Genomic DNA, 23619 nt, shown 5'->3' with positions numbered 1-23619 from the left:
CCAGACATCGCTGAAGCATCCTGATTGAGGTTGTACTGCCATGGTCCGTCGTACCAAAGAGGAAGCCCAAGAAACCCGCAACCAGATACTCGAAGCGGCCGAGAAAGCCTTTTTCGAGCGGGGCGTGGCGCGCACGACCCTGGCGGACATCGCGACCCTGGCCGGCGTCACTCGCGGGGCGATTTACTGGCATTTCAGCAACAAGGCGGACTTGGTTCAGGCCATGCTCGACACCCTGCACGAGCCTCTGGATGAAATGGCCAAGGCCAGCGAAAGCGCAGATGAACCCGACCCCCTGGGTTGTATGCGCAAGCTGTTGATTCATTTGTTTCATCAAGTTGCCCTGGACCCGAAAACCCGGCGCATCAACGAAATTCTCTTTCATAAGTGCGAATTCACCGATGAAATGTGCGACCTGCGCCAACAGCGCGTGGCAGCCAGCCTGGATTGCAATGTACGAATCGGCCTGGCCCTGAGCAACGCGGTGAATCGCGGGCAATTGCCGGAAAACCTGGATACGGCGCGCGCGGCCGTCAGCCTGCATGCCTACATCGATGGCATCCTGTACCAGTGGCTGCTGGCGCCCGAGGGTTTCCAACTGCACATCGAAGCCGAGCGTTGGGTCGATACAGGGTTGGACATGCTGCGCTTGAGCCCCAGCTTGCGCAAATGAAACAAAATGCATGATTAGAGGCGAGTGCTGATCATTCAACGCTCGCCTGTACGCCGTGGGCTACTTTTATATACGCGCGCTCGCCAGGTTGAAAGGTAGCGGGCTTCGTATTTTGTAGGAATTTTGTGTCGTATAGGGTGTGGGCCGGTCGCAAGAGGTGAGTCCTCAAGTGACATTCCCAGACTGGCCTGGCTGTGGAACAGGCGGGTGGGTTGCCCTCAACCCAAGGTAATTTCTACCTCGAAGTGGAAGGGCGCACCCTCACCCATCCGGGTTGTTTTGGTCGAGCACTTGATTGGGGATGAGCCAATCGACTTGACGGTGTTTTTTACACTGGGCCTGAGTGTTGGCGAAAGAAGGCCAAACGAAGTATTCATTATCAGGCCTAAGTCAAAGCGGACGCCGATAGTGTCATCGAAGAAGTCTACAAATTGATTGAACATGATTTTGTTCTTGGGCCAAGGGTAGGCATAGTTGTAGTTGAATTCGGATTTGAACGCAGTTTGTTGCTCGCAGGGGATCTGGAACGATTCGCGCTCTGCCTTGCTCAACGGCAGAGTGGTCTGGGTAATGTTGAATGTATGAGTTGTTTGATTGATGATTCTGACAATAACACGTGTGGTTCTCGTGCCCCTTGCCTGATTTCGCCATTGGTCGATTTTCTGGTTCAGCGCGTGCGTATATTGCGCATGCTCCAGCAGATTGATGACTTCTACCTTGGCGTTGCCCAGCATTTCATCCAGCAGCGCCTGGTGCTCCTCGCTGAGCAGGTTGGGCAGAAGCTGGTAAAGCATGCCGATGGAGGTATTGTTGAACGTTGCGAACAGTTGGTCGTAGGGTTGGCCAACTTCACTGTCAGGGTTGTCGCTAATATTCATGTCGATTCCTTTCGATGAATTGAGTGTGGCATTCAACATTAAGTGCAGGATTGTCCTGCTGTTGAAAGTTTATTATCTGTATTGGTAGTGGGGGCTGGAAGAAAAGGATGGTGTCTGGATGTGTTAAATGCTTATTTAATGCATGCGAAAGTTTTGTATAAAAAAGCCCCGGCTCTCTCGAGTCGGGGCTTATACATTTTAACCTTGACGTTTACAGCGTTGGGTAGTCGATGTAACCCACCGGGCCCTTGGCGTAGAACAACTCGGGACGCGCCTCGTTCAGCGGCGCATCCGCTTTCAGGCGTGCCGGCAAGTCCGGGTTGGCAATGAACGGCACGCCGAAGGCGACTGCGTCAGCCTTGCCGCTGGCCAGCCAGGCATTGGCGCTGTCCTTGGTGAAGCGTTCGTTGATGATGTACGGACCCCCGAAGGCTTCCTTGATTTGCGGACCCAGGCTGTCGGTGCCTTCTTTCTCGCGCGAGCAGATGAAGGCAATGCCACGTTTGCCCAGTTCGCGAGCGACGTAGGTGAAGGTTTCGGCCAGGTTGTCGTCACCCATGTCATGGGAGTCGGCGCGAGGTGCCAGGTGCACACCGACACGGCCGGCGCCCCAGACTTCGATGGCGGCATCGGTCACTTCCAGCAACAGGCGGGCACGGTTCTCCACCGAACCGCCGTATTGGTCGGTGCGCTGGTTGGTGCTGCTTTGCAGGAACTGGTCGAGCAGGTAGCCGTTGGCACCGTGGATTTCCACGCCATCAAAACCGGCGGCCTTGGCGTTTTCGGCACCCACGCGGTAAGCGTCGACGATGTCGGCGATTTCAGCGGTTTCCAGCGCGCGGGGCGTTGGGTAATCGGCCAGCGGACGCACCAGGCTGACGTGGCCTTTAGGCTGGATGGCGCTCGGGGCGACCGGTTTTTCGCCATTCAGGTACGACTCGTGGGACACCCGGCCGACGTGCCACAGTTGCAGGAAGATCTTGCCGCCCGCGCCGTGGATTGCCTTGGTGACGTTGGTCCAGCCGCGCACCTGGTCGTTGGACCAGATGCCCGGGGTGTCCGGGTAGCCGACGCCCATCGGGGTGACCGAAGTGGCTTCGCTGAGGATCAGGCCGGCCGAAGCACGTTGTACGTAGTACTCGGCCATCAACGCGTTGGGCACACGGCCTTCATCGGCGCGGCAGCGGGTCAGCGGGGCCATGATGATGCGGTTGGCCAGCTCGAGGTCGCCCAGTTTGATCGGATCGAAAATAGTCGTCATGAAATAGCTCTCTTGTGAAGATCAGTGGGTAACGGGGGCCAGTTCGGGGTCGCCGCTCTGACGGAAAGTGATCAGGGTCGCCAGCAGGGCGAGTACCGCCAGGGCGGCTGCCGCGAGAGGCACGCTGGTCAGGCCGAAACCGTGGGCGATGACGCTGCCACCGACCCAGGCGCCCAGGGCGTTGCCGACGTTGAAGGCGCCGATGTTCAGGGTCGAGACCAGGTTCGGTGCCGCCTTGCCGTAGGTCACCACGTTGACTTGCAGGGCCGGCACGGCGGCGAAACACGCGGTGGCCCAGAGGAACAGGGTGATTTCGGTCGGGATCAGCGCGACGCTGGTCCAGGTCAGTACGGTGGAGACCACGGCCATGGCGATGAAGACGCCGATCAGGGTCGCCGCCAGGCCCTTGTCCGCCAGCTTGCCGCCGATGATGTTGCCGACGGTCAACCCCAGGCCGATGAGCATCAAGGTCCAGGTAACGCCGCGGGGCGAGACACCGGTGACTTCGCCCAGCAGTGGTGCCACATAGGTAAACAGAGTGAATACCGAGGCGGCGAACAGTGCCGTCATGCTCAGGGACAACCAGATACCGGCGCCTTTGAGGGCGCGCAATTCGGCGCGCATGTCGAGTTTTTCTTCATCGCGCTTGGCCGGCAGGAAGCGGATCAGGCCGATCAATGCGATTACGCCGATGACGGTCACCGCCCAAAAGGTCGAGCGCCAGCCGGCTTGCTGACCGAGCGCAGTACCCAGCGGCACGCCGAGGACGTTGGCCAGGGTCAGGCCGGTGAACATCAGGGCTACTGCCGAGGCGCGCTTGTTGGCGGGCACCAGGCCTGCCGCCACCACCGAACCGATGCCGAAGAACGCACCATGGCACAGGGCGGTCACCACACGGGCAAACATCAGCACGTTGTAGTCACTGGCAACCGCGCAAAGCAGGTTGCCGACAATGAAAATGCCCATCAGCGCCACCAGGGCGGCCTTGCGCGGCAGCCGGGCGGTGGCCAGTGCCATGAAGGGCGCACCAATAGCCACGCCCAGGGCGTAGCCGGTCACCAGCCAGCCGGCACCAGGGATCGACACACCGAGGTCGGCCGCCACGTCAGGCAGCAAGCCCATGATGACGAACTCGGTGGTGCCGATGGCGAAGGCGCTTAACGCCAATATGAGTAGCGAGAGGGGCATGGGTGGATTCCTTGTCGGCTGGCTGACGTAAAGGGTCAGAGCTCTTTGCTGAAGACTTTGAGGAACTCCTGGATGGTTTCCTCGTTACGTTTGAAAAAGTGCCACTGGCCGACCTTGCGGCTGCTGATCAGGCCGGCGCGTTGCAGGGTCGCCAGGTGTGCCGACACCGTGGACTGCGACAGGCCGCAACGTTGATCGATCTGCCCGGCGCAAACGCCGTGCTCATTACTGTGGGACTGGTCTGGAAATTCGACGTCCGGATTCTTGAGCCAGTGCAGGATTTCTCGCCGTACCGGGTGCGCCAGGGCTTTTATTATTTCGTCGAGTTCAATGGTCATGGTTTGGGGGCTCGTGATCAGTAAAACGCTATATCGCGATAAGGCGAACTTTAAATCGGTATTTCGCGATATACAAATATGATTTTGCTCTGAGGACAGAGCAAATCGATATATCGGGTTATAACGATATGTTGGTTGCAATGAATCAAGGGGGCAGTGCTAAGCTGCGCCCATGAACTATCTCGCACATCTTCACCTCGGTGGCCAGCGTCCCGGTCAATTGCTCGGCAGTCTCTATGGCGACTTCGTCAAGGGACGGCTGCAAGGGCAGTTCGATCCGGAAATCGAAACGGCCATCCAGCTGCATCGCCGCATCGACGTATTCACCGATCGCCACCCGCTGGTGGATGGCGCGTTATCGCGTTTTTCACTCACGCGCCGGCGCTACGCCGGGATCGTCCTCGATGTGTTTTTCGACCATTGCCTGGCGCGGGACTGGGCGCTCTACGCCGAGCGGCCGCTGGAGCTGTTCACCTCGGACGTGTACCGGGTGCTGTCCACCCAGACTCAACTGCCGGAGCGCCTGGCGAAAATCGCGCCGCACATGGTGGCCCATGACTGGTTGGGGTCTTATCGGGAATTCGAAGTGCTGGAGCAGGTATTGCGGGGGATTTCACGACGCTTGACCCGACCGGAGGAACTGGCGGCGGCGATGCAGGAGCTGCGGGTGTTGTATGAGCCGTTGAGCGAGGATTTTCGGTTGTTCTATCCGCAGCTTCAGGATTTTGCCCAAAACCAGCCAACACCATAAAGCTATTGTGGGAGCGGGCTTGCTCGCGAATGCGGTGTGTCAGTCGACATCTATGCCGGCTGACACACCGCATTCGCGGGCAAGCCCGCTTCCACAGGAGATCTATGTTTATGCCGCGATAGCGGGTCGCATTGGGACTTTCTGCGTTTGCGCGATCGCGCCAAACAACGCCTTCTGCACCGCCTGCTGCGCTTCGAATGCCAGCGCAGCACGTTCGCGGCCTTCGCATGGGATCGGCTTGAGCAGATGAATCTCCACCGCGCCGCGGTCGCTGGCAAACAAGCGCATCAGGTGCGACAGCAAATCATCATCGCCAATGAACGGTGCCAGTGTGTCGGGCTCACCGTTGCGCACATAACGAATCGCCACCGGTTGCAGTTTCACCTCGGAGTCGATTGCCGCCGACAGCAGGCGACCGTGAAAGGTGCGCAGCGAACGGCCATCGGTAGTCGTGCCTTCCGGGAACATCAGCAGCGGATGTGCCTGTTGCAGGTGGCGCGTCATCTGTTTGCGGATCAACTGGCTGTCACCCGAACCGCGACGGATAAACAGGCTGCCGGCCTTGGCCGCCAACCAGCCCGCCACCGGCCAGGTGCGCACTTCGGCCTTGGACAGGAACGACAGCGGTGTGAGCATTCCCAGCAGCGGGATGTCGGTCCAGGACACGTGGTTGCTGACCCAAAGCATTGGCGTCTTGGGCAACTCACCGTGCAGGGTCACGTCGAAGGGCAGGGCGTTGCCAAGGCGTGCCATGAAAAACCGCGACCAGCGCTGGCGGCGTTCCATCGAGTGAGCCAGCCCCAGGCGTTCGAACATACCGAACACGCTGGCCATGCTCAGGCCGAGCGCGACCACCAGAAGCACCCGGGCGACTCGCGCGTACACGCGCAAGCGACTCATTAGACAGCCGCCTTGAAGTGTTTGGCGTAACGCGGGCAGAGTTCGTCGCGCTTGAGCAGGATGAACACATCGGCCACCTGGAAATCTTCGTCCCAGCACGGCTCGCCGCAGATCTTCGCGCCCAGGCGCATGTAGGCCTTGAGCAGTGGCGGCATTTCGGCGATCACGTTCGAGGGAATATCCAGGGTGGGCAGCGGCTTTTTCGGTTCGGCCCGCAAGTGTTCGGTGCACAGGTAGCGTTCACGCAGACGCTGCATGATCGCGTGGGCCTGGATCCCGCCGTCTTGCATCGGAATGCTTGCGCAACCCATCAAGTAACTGTATCCGCCCTGGTTCAGGACTTCGGCCAGTTCGCCCCAGAGCACGGCGATGGTACCGCCATTGCGGTAGGCCGGATCGACGCAGGTACGACCGATTTCCAGGATCGGGCCTTTGAGGTGAACGAGCCCGTGCAGGCTGAATTCTTCTTCGCTGTAGAACTTGCCCAGGCTGCTGGCGGCGGCATGGTCGAGCAGCCGGGTGGTCGCCACCAGGCGCCCGGTGTTCAGGTCACGCACGCCGATGTGAGCGCAGTGAACATCGTAGTCGTCCATGTCCAGACCCAATTCCGCGCCCTTGAGCTTGGCGTTGAACTCGCCGCTGAACACGTTGAAACGCAGGGCCTGGGCTTCCTGCAAAGCCTCGGCGCCGACCAGGCGTTCGGCTTGCAGGCGGCGTTCGTTGCCGGTGTCGCTGATGCGTGCGATCTGAGTCATGGCGAATCTCCGTGCGGGCTGCTCACCCGTCTTGGGGTTACAGCGAATCGACTTTCTTTATCCAGCCGTGTTGTGCAAAGTCAGGCTATGTAGCCCCGGTGTCATCGCCGTTAAGCTTTGGTGATGCTTGTATGACAGCCCACGAGGAGCCTCTTATGCCCTGGCAAACCCTGTTGAAACGCCACGCTCGCTTGCCCGCCAACCCGGACCTGGGCGAGGGCTTCGCCACGCTGTTGCAGCAAGTGGGCAATGTCACTCCGTTCGAGTTGGCCGTGGTTGGTGCACGCATGATGGCGACGCCGGGGCTGGCGTTCCTGGTGGGCTATCAGGCGGCGTTGCGCATGCTGTGGCCAAGCGCGCCGTTGAGCCTCGGCGCACTGTGCGCGACCGAGCAACGCAGCCTGCGGGTGGCTGACATGCAGACCCGCCTGCACGATTTGCGCTTGAGCGGACGCAAGGATTTCGTCACCGCGGGCGATGCTGCCGACTGGCTACTGATTGCCGCCCGCAGCGAACAGCAAGGCGAAGCTCCGCGCCTGAGCCTGGCGGTGGTCTATCCCGATGAACCGGGCGTGCGGGTGGAAAAACTGCCGCCGATTCCGTTGATGCCGGACATCAGTCATGGCCGGCTGTTTCTCGACAATGCATTGTGCGAATTGCTCGCGGGGGATGGCTGGGATGCGTACGTCAAGCCGTTCCGAACCCTGGAAGACATCTATGTCTTGAGTGCCATGACCGCCTGGCTGTACGGCGTTGGCCAGGACAGTGACTGGCCGCAAGCCTTGCAGTTGCGCTTGTTGGCGCTGCTGGCCGGGTGCGCGGAAGTCAGTCGACATCCCCCCGTCAGTCCGGCGGGGCATGTGTTGCTCGGTGGTCTGTTTGCGCAGTTCGAAGGGCTCAAGGGTGAGATCAACGCAGCGCTGGCCGATGGCCCGCCACAGTGGGCGGCGATGTGGCAGCGCGATCAGGCGGTTATGGATCTGGCGGCCGGGGCCCGGGGGAAGCGGTTGGCCAAGGCACTATCCGGATCTTCGCTGAATTGACTGACGCCTTCGCGAGCAAGCCCGCTCCCACATTTGATCGCAATCATTCTGGGAACCCGGTTAAATGTGGGAGCGGGCTTGCTCGCGAAGGCGGTCGCAGTAACAACACAAATCCCGGAACTGTCATCAACCTCGACTAGGCTCAGCAGGTTCATCGCCACGAGCCCCCGCCATGCCAAAAGGCCTGTTCCTGTTTTTCATGCTGTTGCTCAGTCTCCCGGCCCACGCTGAAGACTGGCCCACTGAGCAATGGCCCACGGGTCCAGCCATCACCGGTCCGGCGCTTCAAGCACTAGAGGCATACGCCTTCCCACCCCGCGACGACACCACCCGCCGAGGCATCCGCAGCGACGCCTTGCTCGTCATCCGCGACGGCCAGTTGATCTACGAACGCTACGCCGGCCCGACCAACGCCCAGACGCCGCATCTCACCTGGTCCATCAGCAAAAGCCTGATGACCACGGTCCTCGGCGTAGCTTATGGCGACGGCCGGTTCAGGCTCCAGGACCCGGTGGCCAAATTTTATCCGCCAATGGAAAAACACCCGGACCTGACCATGGCCGACCTGCTGCACTGGGCTTCCGGCATCGACTGGCAGGAAGACTACGAATACGCACCGTTGAAGTCGTCGGTGGTGGCCATGCTCTACACCCGTGGTCGCCAGGACATGGCCGCGTTCACTGCCGATCACGACACATACGCCGCACCGGGGCAGGCGTTTCGCTATTCCAGCGGTGACAGCAATCTGTTGTCTGCCGCACTGAAAACCATCGTCGGTCCGGATCGCTACGCGGACTATCCGTGGACCGCGCTGTTCGAGCCTCTGGGCATTCGCCGAGCGATCTGGGAAACCGACGCCACGGGAACATTCGTTGCTTCGTCCTACGCTTACCTCACCGCCCGGGATCTGGCCCGCATCGGTCTGTTGATGGCGCGGGACGGTCGCTGGGGCGATAAGCAATTGCTACCCAAGGACTGGGTTGCATTCAATCGCGAACCCTTCATTGGCTATCGCGCCAATCAGGATGAGGCGGTTCCCGGCGGCCACTGGTGGCTCAATCGTGCAGCAGGCGGTGGCGCCCGACCCTGGCCCGATGCACCTGCCGACACCTTCGCTGCGCTGGGCCACTGGGGTCAGGCGATGTACGTGATTCCCGGTGCAAACCTGGTGATCGTCCGCTACGGCGATGATCGCGACGGCAGCTACCGGCACAATGAGTTGCTCAGGCTTGCGCTCAAGGCGTTTGCCGGGAGTGAGCAGCCATGAGCAGCTTCATGCGTCGCCGTCCTTTCAGTGCGCTGCTGCTGGTCCTGTTGCTCGCCTTGGTCGGCTGGGTCTGGCATGAGCGAGTGGCGCTGATGGCGTTCCCCGACATCATCAGTGCATACACTGCGAAAGAATATTGCTCATGCCGCTACGTGATGGGTAACGACACCGAGTATTGCCTCAGCTATGTAAAGCAGTGGTTGCCCACCAGCGGTTTTTACGATGACGTCACCAACAAGCGCATCACCGTCAGCGGCATGGGGCGTACTAATCGTGCAGCCTGGATCGGTGAACGCCAGGGCTGCCGCTTGAACCCCTGACTCCACACACAACACCTGTGGGAGCGAGCCTGCTCGCGAAAGCGTCGGCAGGCTCAACGCAAGCAGTGGGGCTGGCAGAGCATTCGCGAGCAGGCTTGCTCCCACAGGGTATTGGGCGAATTTCAATTGATCGGCCCCCCAGGTTCCACGCAGTGGAACCACATTTGATTGTCCTCGTGCGTGACTCGCGGTTATCTGGTGGCGAACGCGACCTGCCGTTGATACGTCGCGCAATCACAGCGAACAAAAAGAACGGGAATACACCCGGCCCGAGGACATTCGACATGACCCGACATCAGCACATCCTTGCCTGGCTCAACGACGTCGCCAGCGACCTGCATGCCACCCGGCAGGATATCCACGCCCATCCGGAACTCGGTTTCGAGGAAAGTCGCACCTCGGCGCTGGTCGCCAAGTCTCTCGAAGAGTGGGGCTACGAGGTTCACACAGGTATCGGCAAGACCGGCGTAGTTGGCGTCCTGCGCAACGGCCGCAGCCCGCGCAAGTTGGGGATACGTGCCGACATGGATGCACTGCCGATCATCGAGAACACCGGGGCGGCCTACAGCAGCCGGCATCAGGGCTGCATGCACGCCTGTGGACACGATGGCCACACCGCGATGTTGTTGGGCGCGGCGCGCTACCTGGCGGCGACTCGCCAGTTCGATGGCACGCTGACCCTGATTTTCCAGCCAGCCGAAGAAGGCCAGGGCGGCGCCGAAGCGATGCTCGCCGATGGCCTGCTCGAACGTTTCCCTTGCGACGCACTGTTCGGCATGCACAACATGCCGGGCTTGCCAGCGGGACACCTGGGGTTTCGCGAAGGGCCGATGATGGCTTCGCAGGATTTGCTCACCGTAACCCTCGAAGGCGTGGGCGGGCACGGCTCGATGCCGCATCTGGCGGTAGACCCATTGGTGGCGGCGGCCAGCGTGGTCATGGCGCTGCAAACCGTGGTCGCGCGCAACATCGATGCGCAGCAGGCGGCGGTGGTGACGGTCGGTGCATTGCAAGCCGGCGAGGCGGCCAACGTCATCCCCCAGCAGGCGACCCTGCGCCTGAGCCTGCGGGCGCTGAACGCCCAGGTGCGTGAGCAGACCCTCGACCGAGTGCGCGCGATCATCCAATCCCAGGCGCAAAGCTTCGGTTGCAGTTCGAAAATCGAACACCGTCCGGCTTACCCGGTACTGGTCAATCACGCCGCCGAAACCGAATTCGCCCGGCAAGTCGGCGTCGAGTTGGTCGGTGCCGATGCCGTCGATGGCAACACCCCCAAACTGATGGGCAGCGAGGACTTCGCCTGGATGCTGCAACGCTGCCCCGGCGCCTACCTGTTCATCGGCAACGGCGTGTCGCGGCCGATGGTGCATAACCCCGCCTACGACTTCAACGACGACATCCTGCTGACCGGGGCTGCGTATTGGGGCGCGCTGACCGAGAGCTGGCTCAAGCCGGCCTGACCCTTTCACTTTCTACTGCCGCTGGACCGGGCGCGTCGAGTCGCGTTCGGCATCACCCAACAGGTTATTGGAGAGTTCCCCATGCACACTTCGAGCACAGGTGTTTCGCGCACCCGGCAGGTGGTCGCTGCCGTTATCGGCAACGCGCTGGAATGGTATGACTTCATTGTTTACGGCTTTCTGGCGAGCATCATTGCCCGACAGTTTTTTCCGTCGGAAGACGAATACGCGTCGTTACTGATGGCCCTGGCGACGTTCGGCGTCGGTTTTTTCATGCGCCCGGTGGGCGGCATCCTGCTAGGCATGTATTCGGACCGCAAAGGCCGCAAGGCGGCGATGCAGATGATCATCCGCTTGATGACCGTGTCGATCGCGCTGATCGCCTTTGCGCCGAACTATGCCGCTATCGGCATGGGCGCCCCGTTGTTGATCGTAGTGGCGCGGATGCTTCAGGGTTTTGCCACCGGCGGCGAATACGCCAGTGCCACGGCGTTCCTGGTGGAAAGCGCGCCAGCGCACCGCAAGGGGTTGTACGGTTCGTGGCAGTTGGTGGGGCAATGCCTGGCGGTGTTTTCCGGGGCAGGGATGGTGGCGCTGTTCACCCATCTGCTGACCCCCGAGGCCCTGGACAGCTGGGGCTGGAGGATTCCGTTCATGATCGGCCTGTTGATCGGCCCGGTCGGCCTGTGGATTCGCAAGCACATGGAGGAACCGGAAGAATTTCTCGAGGCACGCAAACAAGCCAAAGGCGCGAGCCCGGGTTTGCTGCAAGTGATCCGCGAACATCGCCGCGCCATCCTGGTGTCGATGGGCCTGGCGTGCGGCGCGACGGTGTCGTTCTACGTGGTGCTGGTGAACATGCCGACCTTCGCTCACAAAAACCTTGGCTTGCCGCTGGATCAGGTGCTACTGGTGCAAATGCTCGCGGTGGCGGTGATGACCGTGGTGATTCCGCTGTCTGGCGCATTGTCGGACCGTCTCGGTCGCCGTCCGGTGTTGATGGCTTTCACCCTGGCATTTTTCCTGATGGTGTATCCGCTGTACGTGTGGGTCGCGGCGGCGCCCTCGGTGGAGCGCTTGCTGGTGATGCAACTGCTGTTGTGCAGTTCGATTGGCGGCTTCTTTGGTCCGGCACCGACGGCGCTGGCCGAGCAGTTTCCGATCGAAGTGCGTTCCACTGGCGTGTCGGTGGCCTATAACGTTGCGGTCATGGTGTTCGGCGGTTTTGCTCCGCTGATCGTCACCTGGCTGAGCAAGGTGTTGGCGACACCGGTGGCGCCTTCGTTCTACGTGTTGTTCGCTTGCGTGCTGACGCTGTTGGGCACTTACTGCATGCAGGAAGCACCACGGGCAAAGCGATCCGTTGCACTTGAACTTGGGGTGAAACCTTGAACATGAATCCGATTGTTGAAATGGACGCCGATGCATTGTCCCGCGCTATCCACGGGCGGCAGGTGTCCTGTCGTGAAGTGATGCAGGCCTACCTGGCGCAGATCGAGCGCTTCAATCCACAGGTCAATGCGCTGGTATCGCTGCGACCTGCCGAGGAGCTGCTGGCAGAGGCCGACGCCTGCGACCGACAACTGGACCAGGGCCAGTCCCGTGGCTGGATGCATGGCATGCCGCAAGCGGTGAAGGACCTGGCGGCCACCGCCGGGTTGCGCACGAGCATGGGATCAACGCTGTTCGCCGAACACATTCCACAGCACGATGCCATCAGTGTGGCGCGGGTTCGTGATTGCGGCGCGATCATCATCGGCAAGTCTAACGTGCCGGAATTCGGCCTCGGCTCGCAGACCTACAACAGCGTGTTCGGCACCACCACCAATGCCTACGACCCGACATTGATTGCCGGTGGCAGCAGCGGCGGGGCGGCGGTGGCGCTGGCGTTGCGCATGCTGCCGGTAGCCGACGGCAGTGACATGATGGGCTCGCTGCGCAACCCGGCGGCGTTCAATAACGTGTTTGGTTTGCGTCCGTCCCAGGGCCGCGTGCCGCATGGCCTGCAGCCGGAGGTGTTTGTCCAGCAACTGGCCACCGAGGGGCCGATGGGCCGCACCGTCACCGATGTCGCGCGTTTGCTCGGGACCCAGGCCGGGTACGACCCTCGCGTGCCATTGTCATTGACTCAGTGCCCGCAGGTTTTCCATCAGTCGCTGGCACGGGACTTCAGCGAGGTCCGCGTGGGTTGGCTGGGCAACTACAACGGTTATCTGCCGATGGAGCCTGGCGTAATGAGCTTGTGCGAGTCGGCGCTGCAGGACTTTGCGAGCCTGGGCTGCAAGGTCGAAGCCTGTCAGCCGGATTTCTCCATGGAACGCCTGTGGCAGACTTGGTTGGTGCACCGTCACTGGCTGGTGCACGGCAATCTCGGTGCGTTGTATGCCGACCCGCGCAAGCGCGAACAACTCAAGCCCGAAGCCCAGTGGGAAATCGAGGGTGGCCTGCGCCTGACTGCGGCCGATGTCTATCAAGCCTCGGTCAGCCGCAGTGAGTGGTATCGCGCCTTGAACGAATTGTTCGAGCGTTACGATTTCCTGCTGTTGCCCACTGCCCAAGTGTTCCCTTTTGATGCACAAACCCCTTGGCCGCGTGTGGTCGGCGGGCAAGATATGGACACCTATCACCGCTGGATGGAAGTGGTGATAGGTCCAACCCTGGCAGGTTTGCCAAGCATGAACGTACCGGTGGGTTTCAACCCGGCCGGACTGCCGATGGGCCTGCAAATCATTGGCCCGGCCCAGGCTGACCTTGCGGTTTTGCAGCTGGCTTACGCCCATGAGCAGCTAACGCAATGGGTTACGCGTCGGCCACCCGGTTGTCTGCAAACTGCGTGAAACCTTCGGGCAGGCCCGCATCTTGCTGTGCTTTTTAATAAAAAGAGAGCAGCGATCATCCGATCCGGGCTTGGGGATATCGAATCCATGGAAAACAAGGCAGAAACCGGCAGCGTACGTTCCGTCGAGCGCGCTTTGGCGATCGTCGAGTTGCTGGGCGAGCATCAGGCATTGGGCCTGGAGGAGTTGCACTACTTGACCCGCCTGCCCAAGGCCACGGTGTCGCGCATGTTGCTGACGTTGCAGGAGCAGGGCTGGATCTATCGCGGCTTGAGCGACCGGCGCTACCGCTTGTGTGCCAAGCGCCTGTTCGGTGACAGTCGGCAACGCTTCAAGCGGCGCCTGGTGGAAAGCGCCGCGCCGCTGTTGCTGGAGTTATGCGAGCGCACCGGCTTGGTGGCGGACCTGTCGTGCTTCGATGGCGAACGGGTGGAGGTGATGGAAAGTGCGATCCCCTCGGTGCTGCGCAAACGCTATCCGAACAACTGCCAGATCGTCGGCCAGCATGCCAGCCTGTTTCACTCGGCCATGGGCCGAGCCTGCCTCGGTGAACTGGAACGTCATGAGGTGGAACGCCTGGCCGAGCGTGAACGGGTGAGCGACGAATCTCTGTTCAGCGCCACCGAACAGGCATTGCATCAAGGTTTCGGCCAGCGCACCGAAGGCTACTGGGAATACCCGGTGCGCCTGCCCTTCCTGATTCGTGCGGTGGCCTTGCCGATTCACACCGATGGTCGGCTGGTCGGCAGCATGGCGTTGCACTGGCCGATGGACCAGGCACCGGTGGAGCGCGTGCTGAGCCTGCACCTCAACAGCCTCGCCGCCACGATTGGCGATGTGCAGCAGGCGATGGCTTGATTGACGCCTAACCTGTAGGAGCGAGCCTGCTCGCGATGGTCGTTAACGATAACGCGGGGTTGCAGGATAAACGTGGTGCTCTTGAGTCCATCGCGAGCATGCTCGCTCCTACAAGTTTGCAATTGGCTCGTGGGCAGTTAAGGTTCAGCACAGGTTTATCTGCCCCCACGAGTTTTTATGTTCAAGCGGTCTGTCACCCAAACCCTCGCCTGCCTGCTATTGGCCGGCGCTTCGCTGTCGGCCCAGGCTAACTGGTATCTGGACGGCGAATCCTCGCGGCTGTCGTTCGTCAGCACCAAAAACGCCAATGTTTCCGAAGTGCAGCGCTTTTTAGTGTTGCACGGCAAAGTCGATCCCAACGGCAAGGCCGAGGTAGAAGTCGAGCTCGAATCGGTCAACAGCGGCGTTCCCCTGCGCGACGAACGCATGCGCAAGGAGCTGTTTGAAATCCAGACCTTTGCCGAAGCGCTGATCAGCACTCAAATCGATCTGCGGCCGATCAACGATCTTGCGCCCGGTGCGCAACTGGAATTGCGCCTGCCGCTGACCGTTGACTTGCACGGCAAGCAACACACCTACAACGCCGAACTGCTGGCCACGCGGCTCGATGACCGGCGTTTCCAGGTGGTGACGCTGGAGCCGGTGGTGATCAATGCCCAGGATTTCGATCTGGCGCCCGGCCTGGAAGCGCTGCGCAAAGTTGCCGACTTGTCGGCCATCAGTCTGTCGGTGCCGGTGGGTGCGGTACTGATCTTCACGGCGCGTTGACATGGCCGGCCCGATCTTTCCCTGGCGTGAAGGCAATCGCTTCGAGTTGCTGGTCGATGGCCCGCAATTTTTCCCACGCATGCTGGTGGCGATTGCCCGCGCCGAAGAACAGGTAGAGCTGGAACTGTACCTGGTGGAGGCGGGCGCTTGCGCCGAAGCCATGGTTCAGGCACTGGTCCAGGCCGCCGAACGCGGTGTGCGGGTGCGCTGTCTGTTCGATGATTACGGCAGCCTCGCGTTTACCCTGACCCTGCGCCAGCGACTCATGGCCGCCGGCGTCGAACTGCGCTTCTACAATCGCCTGAGCTGGCGGCGCTGGGTCGGCAATTTCTACCGCGATCACCGCAAGCTGCTGCTGGTGGACCAGAGCATGGCTGTGGTTGGCGGCACCGGTGTGACCGATGAGTTCTGGACGCCAAACGAGGACGTCAGCGAGTGGCACGAGGTGATGGTGGAAATCACCGGCCCGCTGGTGCTCGACTGGCAATTGCTGTTCGATCGCCAGTGGATCGCCAACCGCCATCGTCGCGCCTGGCGACCGGCCTCGCATTTCGGTCTACCACGCCTGCCCCGTGTGCCGGCCATGGGCGAGGGCATGGGCCGGGTCGCCTATGCCGACGCCCGCCAGCACCGAGACATCCTGCAATCGCTGATTCGCGCATTGAACAGCGGGCAGAAGCGGATCTGGCTGGCGACCCCGTATTTCCTGCCGACCTGGAAAGTCCGCCGTTCACTGCGCCGCGCGGCCTCCCGCGGGGTCGATGTGCGGCTGCTGTTGACCGGGCCACGCACCGATCACCCGTCGGTGCGGTACGCCGGGCATCGCTACTACCCGCGACTGCTCAAGTCCGGAGTGAAGATTTTCGAGTACCAGCCGTGTTTCCTGCATCTGAAAATGGTCCTGATCGATGACTGGGTGAGCATCGGCTCGTGCAACTTTGACCACTGGAATTTGCGTTTCAACCTGGAGGCCAATCTTGAAGCGTTAGACCCTGAATTGACCCGTGACGTGGTGGCGAGCTTCGTGAAGGACTTCTCGCTAAGCCAGGAAGTCAGCCTGGAGGCATGGCAACGCCGACCGCTGTGGAAACGGGTCAAACAGCGGGCGTGGGGGTGGGTGGACCGGCTGGTGGTGAATCTGCTGGATCGACGGGGATAGTCGTTTCACCACAAACCAAATGTGCGAGCGGGCTTGCTCGCGAAAGCGGTCTGTCAGTCGACATCATCGTCGTTTGACAGTCCGTCTTCGCGAGCAAGCCCGCTCCCACAGTGGTTTTGTGTTGCTTCAGGGGTTAGAGCAGTTCGAAGCTCTGTTGTGTCACGTCCTGGGAGTCCAGGCCGATCTGCACGTTGAACTTGCCTGGTTCGGCTGCGTACTTGAGTTGGGTGTTGTAGAACTTCAAGTCGTCTTCGGTAATGGTGAAGTGCACGACTTTCTGTTCACCGGCCTTGAGCATGACTTTCTGGAAGTTCTTCAGCTCCTTGATCGGGCGGATCATCGAACCGGTCTCGTCCTGGATATACAGCTGCACCACGGTTTCACCGTCACGCTTGCCGGTATTTTTCACCGTGATGCTGGCGTCGAGCTTGCCGGTCTTGTTCAGGGTGGTCGACGACAGCGCCATATCCGACAGGCTGAAATCGGTGTAGCTCAGGCCGTAGCCGAACGGGTAAAGGGGCCCGGTGGTGTCATCGAAATATTGCGAGGTGTAATTGCCCGGTTTGCCCGGGGTGAACGGCCGGCCAATGGTCAGGTGGTTGTAGTAGGTCGGAATCTGCCCTACCGAGCGCGGGATGGTGATTGGCAGTTTGCCCGACGGGTTGTAGTCGCCGAACAACACGTCGGCGATGGCATTGCCGCCCTCGGTGCCGCTGAACCAGGTTTCCAGGATCGCGTCGGCCTGTTCCTTCTCTTCGAGAATCGACAGCGGACGGCCGTTCATCAGCACCAGCACCAGCGGCTTGCCGGTGGCTTTCAGGGCGCGAATCAGCTCGCGCTGGTTTGGCGGAATGTTCAGGTCAGTACGACTCGACGATTCGTGGGACATGCCACGGGACTCGCCGACGGCGGCAACGACAACATCGGCATCCTTGGCGGCTTTCACCGCTTCGTCGATCAGCACATTGGCCGGACGCGGGTCATCCACCACTTCCGGCGCGTCGAAGTTGAGGAAGTTCAGGTAACCGAGAATTTTCGGATCGCTGGTGATGTTGGCGCCACGGGCGTAGATCAGCGTCGATTTATCACCCAGGGCGTTGGTCATGCCGTCGAACAGGGTCACCGATTGCGCAGGGCGACCGGCGGCGGCCCAACTGCCCATCATGTCGATCGGCGCCTTGGCCAGCGGGCCGACCAGGGCGATTTTCGCGGTTTTCTTCAGCGGCAGGGTTTCGTTCTGGTTCTTCAGCAACACCAGGCTGCGACGGGCCACATCACGGGCCTCGGCACGGTGCAGGCGGCTGTCGGCGTAGGTGTCGGCCGGATCGTCCTCGGCCTTGCCGATGCGCAGGTACGGGTCCTTGAACAGTCCCATGTCGTACTTGGCGTCCAGCACCGCACGCACGGCGTTGTCGATGTCGCTCTGCTGGATCTCGCCGGCCTTGAGCAGCCCCGGCAGTTCCTTGCCGTACAGGGTGTCGTTCATGCTCATGTGGATGCCGGCCTTGATCGCCAGCTTCGCCGCCTCACGACCATCGCGAGCGACACCATGCTTGATCAGCTCGAAAATCGCTCCGTGGTCGCTGACGGCCAGGCCCTTGAAACCCCATTCCTTGCGCAACAGGTCGTTCATCAGCCAGGTGTTGGCGGTGGCCGGCACGCCATTGACTGAGTTCAGCGCGACCATGACCCCGCCGGCGCCGGCGTCAATCGCGGCGCGGTAAGGCGGCAAGTAGTCCTGGTACATCTTGACCGGGCTCATGTCGACCACGTTGTAGTCGCGACCGCCTTCGACTGCGCCATACAGGGCGAAGTGCTTGACGCTGGCCATGATGCTGTCGGCGGCGTTCGCGCCCGTGCCCTGGAATGCCTTGACCATCACCCCGGCAATACGTGATACCAGGTAAGTGTCCTCGCCGAAGCCTTCGGAAGTGCGGCCCCAGCGCGGGTCGCGGGAGATGTCGACCATTGGCGCAAAGGTGATGTCGAGGCTATCGGCCGCGGCTTCCTTGGCGGCGATGCGCCCGGACAGGCCGATGGCGTCCATGTCCCAGCTCGAGGCCAGGGCCAGCGGGATCGGGAAAATGGTGCGGTGGCCGTGGATCACGTCGTAGGCGAAGAACATCGGGATCTTCAGGCGGCTGCGCATGGCCGCGTCCTGCATCGGACGGTTTTCCGGGCGGGTGATCGAGTTGAACGTACCGCCGATGTTGCCTGCCGCGATTTCCTTGCGAATCAGCTCCCGGGGCATTTCCGGGCCGATGCTGATCAGGCGCAACTGGCCGATTTTTTCATCGAGGGTCATCTGCTTCATCAGGTTGCTGACGAAAGCGTCCTTGTTCTCCAGGGGTGCGGGCGTCGTGGCGGCCAGTGCGTTATGACTGGCCAGGCTGACGAACAGGCCCAGCAAACACAGCTTCTTCATGAATAGTTTTCTCAAGGGCCCAAGCGGCGATGTAAATGCCGGCCAGCCAAAATTTAGGGAGCGACTATTGTTGTTCGGGGGCTGCTTGGAAAAGCGGCAACCGAATGCCCGATGCGATTTTTGCGCAGGGCATCTTTTAGCCCATTGCCCGGATGCAATCCAGTGGCGCGGCCGATTATGCCCCAAGAGCCGGCCGAGAGGGTCGCCGGTTGTTTTTTCCATGAAATGTGAAGGGAGTACCACCCTGATGAATGTTCGACAGTCCTACCGGTCGAGGCTGCAAGTCGTCACCTTGCTGATGCTGGCCACGTTGCTGACCGCCTGCGGCATCAACAACATACCGACCCTCGATGAACAGGCCAAGGCGGCCTGGGGCCAGGTGCAGAACCAGTATCAGCGCCGTGCCGACCTGATTCCCAACCTGGTGGAAACCGTGAAGGGCTACGCCGCGCATGAGAAGGAAACCCTGACGGCCGTGATCGAAGCCAGGGCCAAGGCCACCTCGATCCAGGTCGATGCCTCCACACTCGACAACCCGGAAAAGCTCAAGCAATACCAACAAGCCCAGGATCAACTCAGCGGCGCCTTGAGCCGCCTGATGGTGGTGTCCGAGCGTTATCCGGACCTGAAGGCCAACCAGAACTTCCTGGCCTTGCAATCGCAGCTTGAAGGCACCGAGAACCGGATCAGCGTGGCCCGGCGCGATTTCATCCTGGCGGTGCAGAAATACAACACCGAGATCCGCACGTTCCCCGGTCGCCTGTGGCACAGCGTGCTGTACAGCAGTCTGCCGGAACGCGAGACCTTCGAGGCCACACCGGGGTCGGAAAAGCCACCTGAAGTCAAATTCTGATCTGGATGAATAACCCTGTAGGAGCTGCCGCAGGCTGCGATCTTTTGACTTTGCTTCTCAAGATCAAAAGATCGCAGCCTGCGGCAGCTCCTACGGTTGGATCGATGAGGTTGCCAATGCGAGCGTTGAAGATCGGCCTGGTGCTGTTGCTGTGGGTGTTTGCCCTGGCGGTCCAGGCTCAATTGAAGTTCCCGGAGCTGACCGGGCGGGTGGTGGACAACGCCCAGATGATCGAGCCTTCGGTGCGCGAGCAGTTGACGCAACAGCTTCAGGCCCATGAAAAAGCCACCGGTGAGCAGCTTGTGGTCGTGACTTTGCCGGACTTGCAGGGCACCGACATTGCCGATTTCGGCTATCAACTGGGCCGTTACTGGGGGATCGGCCAGAAAGACAAGAACAACGGCGCGCTGCTGATTGTTGCCCGTGATGAGCGCAAACTGCGCATCGAAGTCGGTTACGGCCTGGAAGATCGCCTGACGGACGCCCAGAGTTCGGTGATCATCCATCAGGTCATCACCCCGGCGTTCAAGGCGGGCAATTACAGCAAAGGCATCAGCGACGGGGTGGCAGCGATGCTGGTGGTACTTGGCGGCAATCCCCTGGACGAACCCTCGACTGTCTACGAGTCCCGCGGCGATCCGGGCGATGATTTCATGTCGCGGCATCCGGGGCTGTTCATATTCCTGGTGTTGTTGTTCATCCTGACAGTATTCGTTTGCCAAATGCTCGGTATCCTTCCGGCTGGTCGCGGCGGCTCCGGTGGTTCCGGTGGCGGTTTTGGCGGCGGTGGATTCGGCGGTGGTGGCGGTGGGGGCTTCAGTGGTGGAGGGGGCAGTTTCGGTGGCGGCGGTTCGTCGGGCGGCTGGTGATGACACAGTAAAAAAAACAATAGCGAGCAGGCATTCAACGACATGGCATTACTGACTGAACACGAACAACGCAAGGTTGCCGAGGCGATTGCCCGGGTCGAGCGCGACACCGATGCGGAACTGGTCACAGTGCTGGCGGCCCGTGCCGATGACTATGTATACGTCCCGCTGCTCTGGGCCAGCCTGCTGGCACTGGTGCTGCCCGGGATCGTGCACTACCTGACCGGCTGGTTGACCTTGCACAGCCTGCTGCTGGTGCAATGGATCACCTTCATCGTGCTGTGCCTGGTATTGCGAATACCGAAAATCACCACGTACCTGGTTCCGCGTTCGGTGCGTCACTGGCGTGCCTCGAACCTGGCGCGCCGGCAATTCCTGGAGCAGAACCTGCACCACACGGTGGGCAGTACCGGAATCCTGATTTTTGTCTCCGAAGCCGAGCGCTATGTGGAAATCCTGGTGGATGAAGGTATTTCCAGTCGGCTGGACAACAGCCATTGGGATGCGATTGTCGCGGCGTTCACCCGGCAGGTGCGACAGGGTCAGACGTTGCAGGGTTTTGTCACCTGCGTCGAGGCGTGCGGTGAGTTGCTCAGGGTGCACGTTCCGGTGACGCATGAGCGTAATGAGCTGCCAAATCGACTGGTGGTGCTCGGCTAGGGCTGGTTATCGAACACTTTTGTAATGCTTGGCGGTACAACTGCGGCAAGTTGTTTGGCTACTGTTCAGTCTTCAACATCTCCCTCCAATACCGAACGCCCTGTGATGGGTGTTCTGACGCAGAGGGAGTATTTATGTCAACGCATCTACCGCTCGACTCTTTTGCCGGTGCCGCCCCCAACGGCGGGAGAGATGTATCGCCGGTCCATCTGACAGCGAAAGAAATACAAGCCTTAATATGGTGTTACAAGGGCAAGACTTCCTGGGAGATCGCCAGGATCCAGAATTGCTCACCCACCACGATCAATTTTCACTTCTTCAACATTCGCCGAAAGTTTGCTGTCAGGTCCCGTCATGCCGCCTTGCTCAAAGCCATAGAATCGGGAGTTATTGTCATCGACGACGTCGATGAGCGAGGCCTCCATGAACTGGACTGATTCGGCTTATAACAGCATCAGTGGGCTCCTGCTGGGGTTGGGGGTCGCGACGCTGCCTGCAATTGATGGCGAAGCGCTATTCGGTGCATCGCTTGGAGCGTGGCTGGTCACTACCACTCGCGTTGACTTCAAGGCCTGGCAGCGTATTGGTTCCTGGGTGCTATCGGCGGGGGTCGGTTATCTATTTACCCCCGTGGCGTTGCCGCTGGCGCCTTTCCTGACTGCTGGGGTAACGGCATTTATGTGTGCGCTGATCATTATTCCCATCAGCATCAAGGTGATGCAGTGGGTCGACAGTGCTGGCCTGGGCGAAATTATTGAGCGCCTTAAAGGGCGACGCTGAGGGATGTTAATTCATCATGGTCAAGTGTCCTGGCAATATTGCCCGTCTTAAGTGTCTTCAAGTAAAGCGCATATGACCTTATGTTTCGCGCAGCTGTTGAAGTGTTGACAGGATAGACGCCATCTCTGAAAGTTTGAGTTCCATTTCACGCAGGCGGCGTTTTTCCTCCAGAGCATGTTGTATGGCGTTGCGATCTTCTTCATTGAGCAATCGCCACATCGCGAGAATTGTATTTTCCCGTGTGACTGTTTCCTGGTTTTGTTCCAAGGCATTGCCAGCAGTGCTTTGCCGCAGGATCGGTCCTTCGCCAAGCAATAACCAGTCAAGTGAAATGCCGCGGGCCTGGGCGATTTCTACGCATAATGAGTACGGTGTGCTGTCTCGACCTTTCCAGCTGCTGAGGGTTTGCGGACTGACTTTCAGCGCAGAAGACAGGGAGGCATCACTTTTTGTACCAGTAATTTGTTTTAGGCGGGCTAAAACAGTCTGAGATTTTTTGCTACGCAATTTGAGCCTCTACCTTTTGACACATGCTTTTTGAGTGCTTAATGTATGCGCAATGAGTATTTTTATAATGAGTAATCAATCTTCAACTATGAGTCAGATGAATGTGATGTCGAAACTTCCTAATGGTAGCAGGGTGATTTCCTACATGTTTGGTTCTTGCCCATCGCACCGTTTTCCGCTGCACTTGCTTTTATCAGGTGAGCGTCACTTGCAGCGCCAGGTTGCAGCGATCCTCGCTCGCAGCAGTATTGCGTTTGATTATGTTGATTACCACCCGATGAACAGTGGGACCCAAGCATGAGTACTTACAAAATGGTGTGTCCGCATTGCTTGAGCCGCATGCGAATCCGCACCAGCGAAGGCCGACATATTTTCCTGCGGGTGGCTTACTTGCAATGCACGTCGGAAGCCTGCGGCTGGTCGGTTCGGGCCGAGTTCGAAATGACCCACGAGCTCTCTCCCAGTGGCATGCCCAATCCTGCCGTACGCCTGCCTTTCGCCGGACCCGATTTGCGGCACGCCGCCCGGCCCGTTGCGCCAATTGAGTCGACGACGTCGGCGCCTCTGGAGTCATGAACATGGGCGCAACTGTTGAAGACGATGATTTGAACGAGCAATTGTTGACCATTGCCCAAGGGTTTTTGGCGCGCCATGAAAGCGATGCGGTCGTTGATGACCAGGTGCTGTTCTGTCGTGCCGTGAAGCACTTGCAAGGGATTGACGTGCCGATGCACCTGGCGGAGCGGCTGGTCAGCCATGCTTATGGGGAGCTCAAGTCCTGCAATGATCGACGACGCCTGGACATCGGCGCCAGCTCCGAAACCGTCGCTGTCATCACTGATCCGGCCAATGGCCTGACGTGGGCCGTACCGGTAGGATTGATCGTCAGGCATGTGATCAATTCACCGAGCAATCGCAAACTTCGGCTGGTGGAGCCCTGAGGTATCGGCCATTACACTGCAGGTCTGGGGGGGATGACCGGGCCTGCGAAAAATAACCCCGTGCCCAAAACCCGCATCCCCCCTAAAATACCGGGCATTCTCCGATTTGCTCTGCCCGAGGCCGTTTT

The 23619-nt window shown here is 60.2% G+C and carries 27 protein-coding genes; 19 read left to right on the top strand and 8 right to left on the bottom strand.

What is annotated here, in order from left to right; translation table 11 throughout:
- Nucleotides 1-40: 40 nt before the first annotated feature.
- Nucleotides 41-673, top strand: coding sequence for an efflux system transcriptional repressor EmhR (gene emhR / locus CGA21_RS11630; protein ID WP_110748949.1), 633 nt, complete (start codon nt 41-43; stop codon nt 671-673).
- A gap of 218 nt (nt 674-891) precedes the next feature.
- On the opposite strand, the gene CGA21_RS11625 is transcribed toward emhR, so the two are convergent.
- The 4 genes from CGA21_RS11625 to CGA21_RS11610 all read right to left on the bottom strand — a co-directional run bounded on the left by CGA21_RS11625 (nt 892) and on the right by CGA21_RS11610 (nt 4338).
- Entirely contained in the window at nt 892-1551 is a 660-nt protein-coding gene (locus CGA21_RS11625; protein ID WP_188264241.1) for a hypothetical protein, read from the bottom strand.
- 211 nt (nt 1552-1762) lie between these two features.
- On the bottom strand, nt 1763-2812 hold the full coding sequence (locus tag CGA21_RS11620; protein WP_110748953.1) for an alkene reductase: 1050 nt from the start codon (nt 2810-2812) through the stop codon (nt 1763-1765).
- Nucleotides 2813-2833: 21 nt separating this feature from the next.
- Entirely contained in the window at nt 2834-4000 is a 1167-nt protein-coding gene (locus CGA21_RS11615; RefSeq protein WP_188264240.1) for an MFS transporter, read from the bottom strand.
- Nucleotides 4001-4035: 35 nt separating this feature from the next.
- On the bottom strand, nt 4036-4338 hold the full coding sequence (locus CGA21_RS11610) for an ArsR/SmtB family transcription factor (RefSeq protein WP_110748957.1): 303 nt from the start codon (nt 4336-4338) through the stop codon (nt 4036-4038).
- Nucleotides 4339-4510: 172 nt separating this feature from the next.
- Here CGA21_RS11610 and CGA21_RS11605 point away from each other — a divergent pair, with 172 nt between their 5' ends.
- Entirely contained in the window at nt 4511-5089 is a 579-nt protein-coding gene (locus CGA21_RS11605; protein ID WP_188264239.1) for an ACP phosphodiesterase, read from the top strand.
- Nucleotides 5090-5197: 108 nt separating this feature from the next.
- Here the strand turns inward: CGA21_RS11605 and CGA21_RS11600 are convergent, their stop codons facing one another.
- Together CGA21_RS11600 and olsB are read right to left on the bottom strand one after the other, a co-directional pair.
- Nucleotides 5198-5989 (bottom strand): lysophospholipid acyltransferase family protein, encoded by a 792-nt coding sequence (locus CGA21_RS11600; protein WP_110748960.1) that lies wholly within the window; start codon nt 5987-5989, stop codon nt 5198-5200.
- Nucleotides 5989-6744 (bottom strand): L-ornithine N(alpha)-acyltransferase, encoded by a 756-nt coding sequence (gene olsB / locus CGA21_RS11595; protein WP_188264238.1) that lies wholly within the window; start codon nt 6742-6744, stop codon nt 5989-5991. The genes CGA21_RS11600 and olsB overlap by 1 nt, the downstream gene beginning before the upstream one ends.
- Nucleotides 6745-6899: 155 nt before the next feature.
- Between olsB and CGA21_RS11590 the strand changes: the two genes are divergently transcribed.
- The 9 genes from CGA21_RS11590 (at nt 6900) to CGA21_RS11550 (ending at nt 16456) form a co-directional block, all read left to right on the top strand.
- Entirely contained in the window at nt 6900-7787 is an 888-nt protein-coding gene (locus CGA21_RS11590; protein ID WP_110748964.1) for an acyl-CoA dehydrogenase family protein, read from the top strand.
- Nucleotides 7788-7959: 172 nt separating this feature from the next.
- Nucleotides 7960-9054: a serine hydrolase domain-containing protein gene (locus CGA21_RS11585; RefSeq protein WP_110748966.1), complete on the top strand. Its 1095-nt coding sequence runs from the start codon at nt 7960-7962 to the stop codon at nt 9052-9054.
- Nucleotides 9051-9374: an amidase gene (locus CGA21_RS11580; RefSeq protein WP_110748967.1), complete on the top strand. Its 324-nt coding sequence runs from the start codon at nt 9051-9053 to the stop codon at nt 9372-9374. The genes CGA21_RS11585 and CGA21_RS11580 overlap by 4 nt, the downstream gene beginning before the upstream one ends.
- Nucleotides 9375-9658: 284 nt before the next feature.
- Nucleotides 9659-10834, top strand: a complete 1176-nt coding sequence (locus CGA21_RS11575) for a M20 aminoacylase family protein (protein WP_188264237.1) — start codon at nt 9659-9661, stop codon at nt 10832-10834.
- An 81-nt stretch (nt 10835-10915) separates the two neighbouring features.
- Nucleotides 10916-12226: a citrate-proton symporter gene (locus tag CGA21_RS11570; protein WP_168757364.1), complete on the top strand. Its 1311-nt coding sequence runs from the start codon at nt 10916-10918 to the stop codon at nt 12224-12226.
- Between the two features lie 2 nt (nt 12227-12228).
- Nucleotides 12229-13671, top strand: coding sequence for an amidase (locus CGA21_RS11565; RefSeq protein ID WP_188264236.1), 1443 nt, complete (start codon nt 12229-12231; stop codon nt 13669-13671).
- Between the two features lie 87 nt (nt 13672-13758).
- A complete protein-coding gene (locus CGA21_RS11560) occupies nt 13759-14529 on the top strand; it encodes an IclR family transcriptional regulator (protein WP_110748977.1) in 771 nt (256 codons plus the stop codon).
- A gap of 177 nt (nt 14530-14706) precedes the next feature.
- Entirely contained in the window at nt 14707-15297 is a 591-nt protein-coding gene (locus tag CGA21_RS11555) for a YceI family protein (protein ID WP_110748979.1), read from the top strand.
- Nucleotide 15298: 1 nt separating this feature from the next.
- Nucleotides 15299-16456: a phospholipase D-like domain-containing protein gene (locus CGA21_RS11550; RefSeq protein ID WP_110748981.1), complete on the top strand. Its 1158-nt coding sequence runs from the start codon at nt 15299-15301 to the stop codon at nt 16454-16456.
- 133 nt (nt 16457-16589) lie between these two features.
- Here CGA21_RS11550 and bglX read toward each other — a convergent pair whose 3' ends face one another.
- The gene (gene bglX, locus CGA21_RS11545; RefSeq protein WP_188264235.1) at nt 16590-18881 is read right to left on the bottom strand and encodes a beta-glucosidase BglX; all 2292 of its coding nucleotides are present in this window, start codon (nt 18879-18881) and stop codon (nt 16590-16592) included.
- Between the two features lie 247 nt (nt 18882-19128).
- On the opposite strand from bglX, the gene CGA21_RS11540 reads away from it, so the two are divergent.
- The 5 genes from CGA21_RS11540 (at nt 19129) to CGA21_RS11520 (ending at nt 22043) form a co-directional block, all read left to right on the top strand.
- Complete coding sequence (locus CGA21_RS11540) at nt 19129-19734, top strand: LemA family protein (protein ID WP_110748985.1); 606 nt, start codon at nt 19129-19131, stop codon at nt 19732-19734.
- Nucleotides 19735-19850: 116 nt separating this feature from the next.
- Nucleotides 19851-20603 (top strand): TPM domain-containing protein, encoded by a 753-nt coding sequence (locus CGA21_RS11535; protein WP_188264234.1) that lies wholly within the window; start codon nt 19851-19853, stop codon nt 20601-20603.
- A 42-nt stretch (nt 20604-20645) separates the two neighbouring features.
- Nucleotides 20646-21263 (top strand): TPM domain-containing protein, encoded by a 618-nt coding sequence (locus CGA21_RS11530; protein WP_110748989.1) that lies wholly within the window; start codon nt 20646-20648, stop codon nt 21261-21263.
- A 134-nt stretch (nt 21264-21397) separates the two neighbouring features.
- The gene (locus CGA21_RS11525; RefSeq protein WP_110748991.1) at nt 21398-21700 is read left to right on the top strand and encodes a helix-turn-helix domain-containing protein; all 303 of its coding nucleotides are present in this window, start codon (nt 21398-21400) and stop codon (nt 21698-21700) included.
- Entirely contained in the window at nt 21687-22043 is a 357-nt protein-coding gene (locus CGA21_RS11520; protein WP_110748993.1) for a putative holin, read from the top strand. Before CGA21_RS11525 ends, CGA21_RS11520 begins: the two co-directional genes overlap by 14 nt.
- Nucleotides 22044-22121: 78 nt before the next feature.
- On the opposite strand, the gene CGA21_RS11515 is transcribed toward CGA21_RS11520, so the two are convergent.
- Entirely contained in the window at nt 22122-22550 is a 429-nt protein-coding gene (locus CGA21_RS11515; protein WP_110748994.1) for a helix-turn-helix domain-containing protein, read from the bottom strand.
- Between the two features lie 67 nt (nt 22551-22617).
- On the opposite strand from CGA21_RS11515, the gene CGA21_RS11510 reads away from it, so the two are divergent.
- Genes CGA21_RS11510 through CGA21_RS11500 form a run of 3 tightly spaced genes read left to right on the top strand, consistent with a single transcriptional unit; the run spans nt 22618 to nt 23491 of the window.
- Nucleotides 22618-22851: a hypothetical protein gene (locus CGA21_RS11510; protein WP_188264233.1), complete on the top strand. Its 234-nt coding sequence runs from the start codon at nt 22618-22620 to the stop codon at nt 22849-22851.
- Entirely contained in the window at nt 22848-23126 is a 279-nt protein-coding gene (locus tag CGA21_RS11505; RefSeq protein WP_110748996.1) for an ogr/Delta-like zinc finger family protein, read from the top strand. The genes CGA21_RS11510 and CGA21_RS11505 overlap by 4 nt, the downstream gene beginning before the upstream one ends.
- 2 nt (nt 23127-23128) lie before the next feature.
- Nucleotides 23129-23491, top strand: coding sequence for a hypothetical protein (locus CGA21_RS11500; RefSeq protein ID WP_110748998.1), 363 nt, complete (start codon nt 23129-23131; stop codon nt 23489-23491).
- Nucleotides 23492-23619 lie beyond the last annotated feature (128 nt).

Origin of the sequence: Pseudomonas sp. PSB11, from assembly GCF_014596605.1 — a bacterium.
Taxonomy (GTDB): Bacteria; Pseudomonadota; Gammaproteobacteria; order Pseudomonadales; family Pseudomonadaceae; genus Aquipseudomonas; species Aquipseudomonas umsongensis.
Note: the sequence above shows the minus strand (reverse complement) of the source record. Positions and strands in the feature narration are given on the sequence as shown.